Source organism: Planctomycetota bacterium (assembly GCA_035384565.1).
GTDB lineage: Bacteria > Planctomycetota > PUPC01 > DSUN01 > DSUN01 > DAOOIT01.
The window spans coordinates 1-7,419 of the sequence record DAOOIT010000129.1 but is presented as its reverse complement, the minus strand read 5'-3'; the positions used below and the strand labels follow the sequence as shown (position 1 = coordinate 7,419).

At 68.3% G+C, this 7,419-nt stretch carries 8 protein-coding genes; 3 read left to right on the top strand and 5 right to left on the bottom strand.

Annotation, left to right across the window (positions count from 1 at the left end; genetic code table 11):
* Window positions 1–83 precede the first annotated feature (83 nt).
* From PLE19_23495 to PLE19_23485, 3 genes are all read left to right on the top strand, one after another.
* Window positions 84–1,448 (top strand): hypothetical protein, encoded by a 1,365-nt coding sequence (locus tag PLE19_23495; protein HPD17914.1) that lies wholly within the window; start codon window positions 84–86, stop codon window positions 1,446–1,448.
* A gap of 134 nt (window positions 1,449–1,582) precedes the next feature.
* On the top strand, window positions 1,583–1,858 hold the full coding sequence (locus PLE19_23490) for a type II toxin-antitoxin system prevent-host-death family antitoxin (protein ID HPD17913.1): 276 nt from the start codon (window positions 1,583–1,585) through the stop codon (window positions 1,856–1,858).
* Window positions 1,845–2,258, top strand: coding sequence for a type II toxin-antitoxin system VapC family toxin (locus tag PLE19_23485; protein ID HPD17912.1), 414 nt, complete (start codon window positions 1,845–1,847; stop codon window positions 2,256–2,258). Before PLE19_23490 ends, PLE19_23485 begins: the two co-directional genes overlap by 14 nt.
* Here PLE19_23485 and PLE19_23480 read toward each other — a convergent pair.
* The 5 genes from PLE19_23480 to PLE19_23460 all read right to left on the bottom strand — a co-directional run.
* A complete protein-coding gene (locus PLE19_23480; protein ID HPD17911.1) occupies window positions 2,245–2,469 on the bottom strand; it encodes a hypothetical protein in 225 nt (74 codons plus the stop codon). The genes PLE19_23485 and PLE19_23480 overlap by 14 nt on opposite strands.
* The gene (locus PLE19_23475; GenBank protein ID HPD17910.1) at window positions 2,469–3,104 is read right to left on the bottom strand and encodes a molybdenum cofactor guanylyltransferase; all 636 of its coding nucleotides are present in this window, start codon (window positions 3,102–3,104) and stop codon (window positions 2,469–2,471) included. The genes PLE19_23480 and PLE19_23475 overlap by 1 nt, the downstream gene beginning before the upstream one ends.
* Window positions 3,101–3,928 (bottom strand): formate dehydrogenase accessory sulfurtransferase FdhD, encoded by an 828-nt coding sequence (gene fdhD / locus PLE19_23470; GenBank protein HPD17909.1) that lies wholly within the window; start codon window positions 3,926–3,928, stop codon window positions 3,101–3,103. The genes PLE19_23475 and fdhD overlap by 4 nt, the downstream gene beginning before the upstream one ends.
* Window positions 3,874–6,579: a formate dehydrogenase subunit alpha gene (fdhF, locus tag PLE19_23465; protein ID HPD17908.1), complete on the bottom strand. Its 2,706-nt coding sequence runs from the start codon at window positions 6,577–6,579 to the stop codon at window positions 3,874–3,876. Before fdhF ends, fdhD begins: the two co-directional genes overlap by 55 nt.
* A gap of 9 nt (window positions 6,580–6,588) precedes the next feature.
* On the bottom strand, window positions 6,589–7,419 hold an 831-nt coding region (locus tag PLE19_23460; GenBank protein HPD17907.1), incomplete at its 5' end, for an NADH-ubiquinone oxidoreductase-F iron-sulfur binding region domain-containing protein.

The following is a 7,419-nucleotide window of genomic DNA, read 5'->3' as shown; positions in this document are numbered from 1 at the left end:
GGCCAGAATCGCGGGCGTCGCAGTCCCACGCGGATTCTTGGACAGGCTCCTAGCCCGCGGAACACACGAAAGGACGCGAAAGGGTGGCAGAGAGAACCGGAATCCTTGAGGAACGCCTCAACTCGTTTGTTCGCGAGGAGCGCCGCTCGGCGCTTCAGGAACTGGCCTCGCTGGCCCAGGCAGGCGCCATCCCCATCCCGCCCCTGACGGGCGCGGTCAACGTGCACTTCCACACCTTCTTCTCCTTCCACTACCTCGGCTGGTCGCCATCGCGCATCGTGTGGGAGGCGAAGAAGGCAGGGCTCGACGTGGCCGGGTCCGTGGACTTCGACGTGCTGGATGCGATGGAGGAGATGTTCGAGGCGGGCGAGGTGCTGGGCGTGCGCACCAACGTCGCGTTGGAGACCCGCGTCTTCGCCCCCGAATTCCCCGACTGGGAGTTCAGTTCCCCCGGCGAGCCGGGCATTCTCTACTTCATGGGAACCGGGTTTACGCGCCTGCCGGAGCCAGGCACGCCGGCCGCTGCGTGCCTGGACGCCATGCGGGCCGGGGCACGGGCGCGGAATGAAGAGATGCTCGAGCGCCTCCGCCCCGTCATCGCCCCGGTCGAAGTGGACTACGCGGCCGACGTCCTGCCGCTGACCCCCTCGGGCAACGCCACCGAGCGGCACATGCTCGCCGTCCTCGACACCAAGGCCCGCGCCATGTTCCCCGACGCCGCGAAGCTCGCGGCCTACTGGGCCGAGCGCACTGGGCTGAGGACGGAGGAGATCGGGAGACTCCTCGGCGACACGGCGAAGTTCCGCACCGCCATCCGCTCCAGGCTGATGAAGAAGGGCGGCCCCGGCTACATGCCGCCCGACCCCGCCAAGTTCCCGCAGATACGCGACGTGGTGCAGATGATCCGCGATGTGGACGCCCTGCCCTGCGCGACCTGGCTCGACGGCACCCGCCGCGGCGAAGCGGACCCCGACGCCCTCCTCGACTGGTTCCTCGACCTGGGCTGCCCCGTGCTCAACATCGTGCCGGACCGCAACTGGAACCTGGCCGACCCCGCCGACAAGGCGGTGAAGACCCAGAAGCTCGCGGAGATCGTCGCCGCCGCCCGCCGGCGGCACCTCCCCTTCTCCGTGGGCACCGAGATGAACAACTACGGCCAGAAGTTCGTGGACACCTTCGACGCCCCCGAGCTTCGCCCCTACGCGGGCGACTTCCGCAACGGCGGGTACATCCTCTACGGCCACACCCTGCTGCAACGCGCCTGCGGCACGGGCATGATGAGCGAATGGGCGCGCGACGCCTTCAGGGGCGACCGTGCGAAGGCCAACGCCTTCTACCTCGAGGTCGGGCTGACGGCCTTTCCGCCGGGGGATGCGCGACAGACCCTCTATGGCATGCCCCGGGACGCCTCGCCCAAGGCCATCCTGGGCAGGCTGTGTGGTTGCTGAGCGGTGGCCTCCTGGCCTCCGCCGCAGGCGGCCGGGCACCAAGTGTTGCTGGAGACGCGATTGACATACTATCTCATATAGTCTATAGTATATATGGTACGTGCACATCGGCACCCTCGCTTGGAGGCCAGGCGATGCAGACGATCAGCGCATTGACGATGCGGCGCAAGTTCGGGCATTACATGGACGTCGTGTCAGAAACGAAGGAGCCGGTGGTGATCGAGCGGGCTAATCGGCCCCTGGTCGCCCTCATCCCCGCCGAGGACCTCGACCGCTACGAGAAGCAGGTGCGCCAGCGAGAGCAACGCGACGAGGCCGTGCGACGCATGGACGTGGTGCGAAGCGGATTGGAGCCCATTGACGTGGTCAGACTTGTGCGCGGCATGAGGGATGCCAATGGTCGTCCTTGACGCTTCGGTGGTGTTGAAGTGGGCGCTGCGCGATGAAGCAGGAGCCGCACAAGCGCTGGAATACCGCGAGCGCCACCGTGCGGGGATCGAGCCGGCCGCCGTGCCTGAGGTGCTCTTCTACGAAGCGGCCAACGCCATCGTCTGCTGTGGGCGCTTGACTGCTGACCAAGCTGAGGCCGCCTGGAACGGCTTGCTGGCCGTGGACCTCGCGGTTTATTCCCTTCGTTCCTCGGCGATGTGCAGGGCGATGGAACTGGCAAGGCTGTCGGGCGCTGCGGCCTACGACACGTGCTATGTGGCTCTTGCCGAAGCCCTCGGCTGCGACTTCGTCACTGCGGACCGGAAGCTGGCACGGAAGCTCAAGGGCCAAGGCCTACGGTGCCGAGTCAGGACCCTGTAGCCCCGGGGGCCTTGTAGGCGACCAGGCACACGCCGGGCATGGCGGCCTCGGCCTTCTGGAGTTCGGCCACCTGCTGGTCGGTGAGCGGGGCCGGGCGCAGCGGCGTCCGGTACGCGAGGATCACGACGCCCAGCTTCTTCTCCAGCTTGGCGACCTGCTTGACCTGCGCGGCCGTGAGAGCGGCGAACTCGACCTCGTCGTGGTGCGGCATCAGTCGGTCCTCCACTGGGGGTCAGGCCCGAACAGGGCGACCAGGTCGCCCTTGGTGTTGACATTGGCGAAGGGCCGCGGCGAGAGGCCCTCGGCCCGCACGTCCCAGAAGCGGACGTTGACGTGGGCGAAGAAGCCCCGGATCCGGAAGTCGCCGCTCTCGAGCTGGCGACGGGCGGCGGGAAGGCACTCCTGCGAGTAGGCGGCATGGAGCGGCTCCCAAAGCCCATCCCAGGCCGGCACGAGCGCGTCGGCGCCGCGCTCGCGCAGCAGGCCAAGCTGTCGGCGGATGACCGCCCGATCCAGGCACGGCATGTCGCAGGCGACGAAGAAGCCATAGGGGCGGGACATGGCCAGGAGCCCGGAGTAGATGCCGCCGAGGGGGCCGACCCCGAGAACCGCGTCGGGAACATGACGCGCGATGCGTGATACGTGATGCGTGAGAGGGACAGAGGGAACGGGGCGCCCAACGACGAGGAGTTCGCCGAAGAGCGAGCCGAGCACCTCCAGCGTGCGGTCGAGGATGGCGCGGCCGGCGATGCGAAGCGACGCCTTGTCGCGCCCCATGCGGCGCGACTGGCCGCCGTTGAGGACGATGCCCGACACATGGCGGCGAATCCAGTCGTCGAGGCTCATCGAATGCGCCACTCCGCAGCGTACACATTCATCCTATCCGCGCGCGCGAACCCGATCAAGGTGAGATTCGCCTCGTCGGCGAGGCGAACCGACGCGTCGGTCGGGGCGCCGCGCGAGACGAGGACGGGGATGCTCGCGGGGATCGCCTTCGCCACGAGTTCCTGGCTCAGCCGGCCCGTGACCAGCGCCACCGTATCCTCGAGGCCGATGGCCTGGCGTCGGCACGCGCCGATCACCTTGTCGAAGGCGTTGTGGCGGCCTATGTCTTCGGCGAAGGCCACCATCTCGCCGCCCCGGACGATGGCCGCTGCGTGGACGCCGCCGGTCTCGACATAGACCTCGGAGCGGCGGAGGAACGCCCGCATCGCGGCGCTGATCGCGGCGGGGGACACGCGGAACGAGGTGTCAATCTTCCGCCAGCAGTCCAGCGGGTCGTAGCCTTTGACCGACGACATGGCGGAGCCGCAGCCCGAGCCGAGGGTGAGGTTCCTCTGAAGCGTTTCCACCCGCCCTTGCGGCGGAGCAAAGTCCACCCGCACCTCGCCCTCGTCGGGCGCCCAGGCGATGGGCGGCACTGGGTCGGTCGGCGGCAACAGCGCGGAAGTGACCAGGAGGCCGAGCGCGAGATCCTCAACGGCCTCGGGAAGGCACTGGAGCCTCAAGAGCCGCTGGCCGCCGACCACCAGGGCGACGGTGCGCTCGCGGACCACCACGTCTTCGAGCTCGCTGCGCTCCTCGCCCCGGACGCGCACGACGCGGACCGGCGTGGTCAGGTCGCGGCCGCTTCCGCCGGCATGGCCACCTTGGTCAGCTTCACCGCGCATACCTTCAACTCCGGGATCTTGGCGATCGGGTCGAGGGCGTCGTTCGTGAGCACGTTGGCCGATGCCTCGCGGAAGTGGAAGGGCATGTAGACCATGCCGCGCGGCACGCTGTCGGTGAGCAGGGCCTTGGCCCGCACCGCGTCGCGCCGCGAGGCCACCTCGACGAGTTCGCCGTGCCCGATGCCCAGCGCCAGCGCGTCGTCGTGGCTGATCTGGATGTCGCCGCCGGGATACAACTCGTCGAGGCCGGCGCTCTCGCGCGTCATCGTGGCCGTGTGGAAGTGGTAGAGCACGCGGCCCGTGGAGAGGAGGAAGGGGTACTCGTCGTCGGGCATCTCGGCCGGCTCGCGGAAGGGCGTGGCGTGGAAGCGACCCTTGCCGCGGGCGAACGTGTCCCTGTGCAGGTACGGCGTGCCTGGGTGGTCCTTGGTCGGGCAGGGCCATTGGAGCCCGCCCTTCTCCAGGCGCTCGTAGCCGATGCCCCCATAGCTGGGCGTCAGCGAGGCGATCTCGTCCATGATCTGCGCCGGATGCTCGTAGTGCATCGGCCGGCCCAGGCGGGCGGCGAGGTCGCACACGATCTCCCAGTCCTGCCGCGCCTGGCCGGGCGGCTCCAGGGCCTTGTGCACCCGCTGGACGCGCCGCTCGGTGTTGGTGAACGTGCCGTCCTTCTCGGCGAACGAGGCGGTCGGCAGCACCACGTGGGCGTAGTCGCAGGTCTCGGTGAGGAAGATGTCCTGCACGATCAGGAACTCGAGGGCAGCCAGGGACTTGCGGGTGTGGTTGGAGTTGGGGTCGGAGAGCACGGGGTTCTCGCCCATGCAGTAGAGGGCTTTGATCTGGCCTTTCTCGGCCGCGTGGAGGATTTCGACGACGGTGAGGCCCGGTTTGCCGGGGAGGGAGACGCCCCAGGCCTTCTCGAACTTCGCCCGCGCCTCGGGCGCGTCCACCCGCTGGTAGCCTGGGAAGACGGCGGGCAGGCCGCCCATGTCGCAGGCGCCCTGGACGTTGTTCTGGCCGCGCAGGGGGTTGACGCCGGTGGACTCGCGCCCGATGCCGCCGATGAGCATGGCCAGGTTGGCCAGGGCCTTGACGTTGTCGGTGCCGGTGGTGTGCTGGGTGATGCCCATGGCGTAGACGATGGACGGGCGCTTGGCGGCGGCGAGCATGCGGGCGGCGCGGCGGATGTCGTCGGCCGGCACGCCGCTGGCGAGCTGGGCCACCTCGGGCGTGCAGGCTTGCGCCACCTGCCAGAACTCGTCGAAGTTCTCGGTGCGCTCGGCGATGAACTGCTTGTTCTGGAGCCCCTCGTTGACGATGACGTTCATGATGGCGTTGAGGAGCATCACGTCGGAGCCCGCCCGCTGCCGGATGTGGAGCGAGGCGAAGCGGGTGAGGTCAATGCGGCGCGGGTCGGCGACGATGAGGTTCGCCCCGTGCTTCGCGACGGCGGCCTTGATGCGGAGGGCGATGATCGGGTGCGCCTCCGTGGTATTGGACCCGATCACAAAGATACAGTCGGCGTGTTCCAGTTCCGCGCTGGAGTTGGTCATCGCGCCCGAGCCAAAGGCGGCGGCCAGACCGGCCACCGAGGGGCTGTGTCACAAATGGGCGCAGTGGGCCACGTGGTTGCTGCCCACGGCCATTCGCATGAATTTCTGGAAGACGTAGTTCTCCTCGTTCGTGCACTTGGCCGAGCAGAAGCCGGCGATGGCGTCGGGGCCGTGGGCGTCGCGAATCTCGGCCAGGCGTTTCGCCGTGAAGCCGAGGGCCTCGTCCCACGTCGCCTCGACCAGCTTCCCGTCGCGGCGGATGAGGGGGGTCTTGAGGCGGTTGGGCGAGGAGACGAAGTCGAGGCCGAAGCGGCCTTTGACACAGAGCTGGCCATTGTTGGCGGGGTTGCCCTCTTCGGCGCGCACACGGACGATACGGTTGCCGCGGATGCCGAGCACGAGGCCGCATCCGCAGCCGCAGTAGGGGCACACGGTGGTGACCTCGCTCGTGGGCGGCAGGGCCTCGTGCTTGGCCTGGAGTGCGCCCACGGGGCAGATGTCCACGCACTCGCCGCAGCTCTCGCACCGGGAGTCGCTGATCAGCCCCTCGAAAGGGGCGATCTCCGTCTGGAAGCCTCGTTTCACGAAGTCCAGATTGCTCACGCCGCGCACCTCGTGGCACACGCGCACGCACTTGCCGCAGAGGATGCACTTCGAGGAGTCGCGGACGTAGAAGGGGTTGCTCTCGTCCATCTTCGGCGGGCGCACGTGGCGCGACACGCGGAGCGTCTGGACGCCGAGGAAGCTGGACACCTTCTGGAGCTGGCACTGCTGGTTGGAGCCGCACGAGAGGCAATCGGCCGGGTGGTCGGAGATCATGAGCTCGAGGATCATCCGGCGGACGCTGTTGACCTCCTCGGTATCGCTCTCGACGACCATGCCGTCGGCCGCCTTGGTGGTGCATGCCGTGGGCAGGCCGCGCAGGCCGCTGATCTTGCAGATGCACAGCCGGCAGCCGCCGTACGGCTCGAGCTTGGGCGAGTAGCACAGGTTGGGGATGTAGATGCCGGCGTCGAGCGCGGCCTGGAGCACCGTGGTGCCTGGCGGAGCTTCGACGCGCCGGCCATCAATGGTGAAGGAGATCTTGTTCCCGGACATCAGGACTCCTCAAGCCACCCGGACGGCGTCCACGGGGCAGACCTCGAAGCAGGCGCCGCAGCGGACGCACTTGTCCTGGAGGATCTTGTGCTTGACCTTCCTCTCGCCCTCGACGGCCTCGGCGGGGCAGGCCTTCTTGCACTTGCCGCAGGCGATGCATTTCTCGGGGTCGATCGTGTAGGTCACCAGGTCGCGGCACACGCGGGCGGGGCAGCGTTTGTCGCGCACGTGCGCCTCGTACTCGTGGCGGAAGTAGCGGATGGTCGAGAGCACGGGGTTGGGGGCCGTCTGGCCGAGGCCGCACAGCGAGCCGACCTTCACCGTTCTGCCGATCTCCGCGAGCAGGTCCACGTCGCCCTCTTTGCCCTGCCCTCGGGTGATGCGGGTGAGGATTTCGAGCATCCGCCGCGTGCCGATGCGGCAGGGCACGCACTTGCCGCACGACTCGCTCTGCACGAAGTCGAGGAAGTAGCGGGCGAGTTCCACCATGCACGTGTCCTCGTCCACCACGATGAGGCCGCCCGAGCCCATGATGGCGCCGACCTCCTGGAGCGAGTCGTAGTCAATCGGCAGGTCGAGGTACTGGGCGGGGACGCAACCGCCGGACGGCCCGCCCATCTGGGCGGCCTTGAACTGGCGGTTCTTGGGGATGCCTCCGCCGATGTCGAAGACGATCTGTCGGAGCGTGGCGCCCATGGGGATTTCGACGAGGCCGGTGTTCTTGACCTTGCCCGCGAGGGCGAAGATTTTGGTGCCCTTGGATTTCTCGGTGCCCATCGAGGCGAAGAAGGCGGCGCCGCGCAAGCCGAGCTGCCGGGCCCGCTCGCGCGCCAGGTCCAG

Coding starts and splice junctions, on each gene's coding strand:
- PLE19_23490 (HPD17913.1), top strand. CDS start 1,583: ATGCAGACGATCAGCGCATTGACGATGCGGCGCAAGTTCGGGCATTAC.
- PLE19_23485 (HPD17912.1), top strand. CDS start 1,845: ATGGTCGTCCTTGACGCTTCGGTGGTGTTGAAGTGGGCGCTGCGCGAT.
- PLE19_23480 (HPD17911.1), bottom strand. CDS start 2,469: ATGCCGCACCACGACGAGGTCGAGTTCGCCGCTCTCACGGCCGCGCAG.
- PLE19_23475 (HPD17910.1), bottom strand. CDS start 3,104: ATGAGCCTCGACGACTGGATTCGCCGCCATGTGTCGGGCATCGTCCTC.
- fdhD (HPD17909.1), bottom strand. CDS start 3,928: ATGCGCGGTGAAGCTGACCAAGGTGGCCATGCCGGCGGAAGCGGCCGC.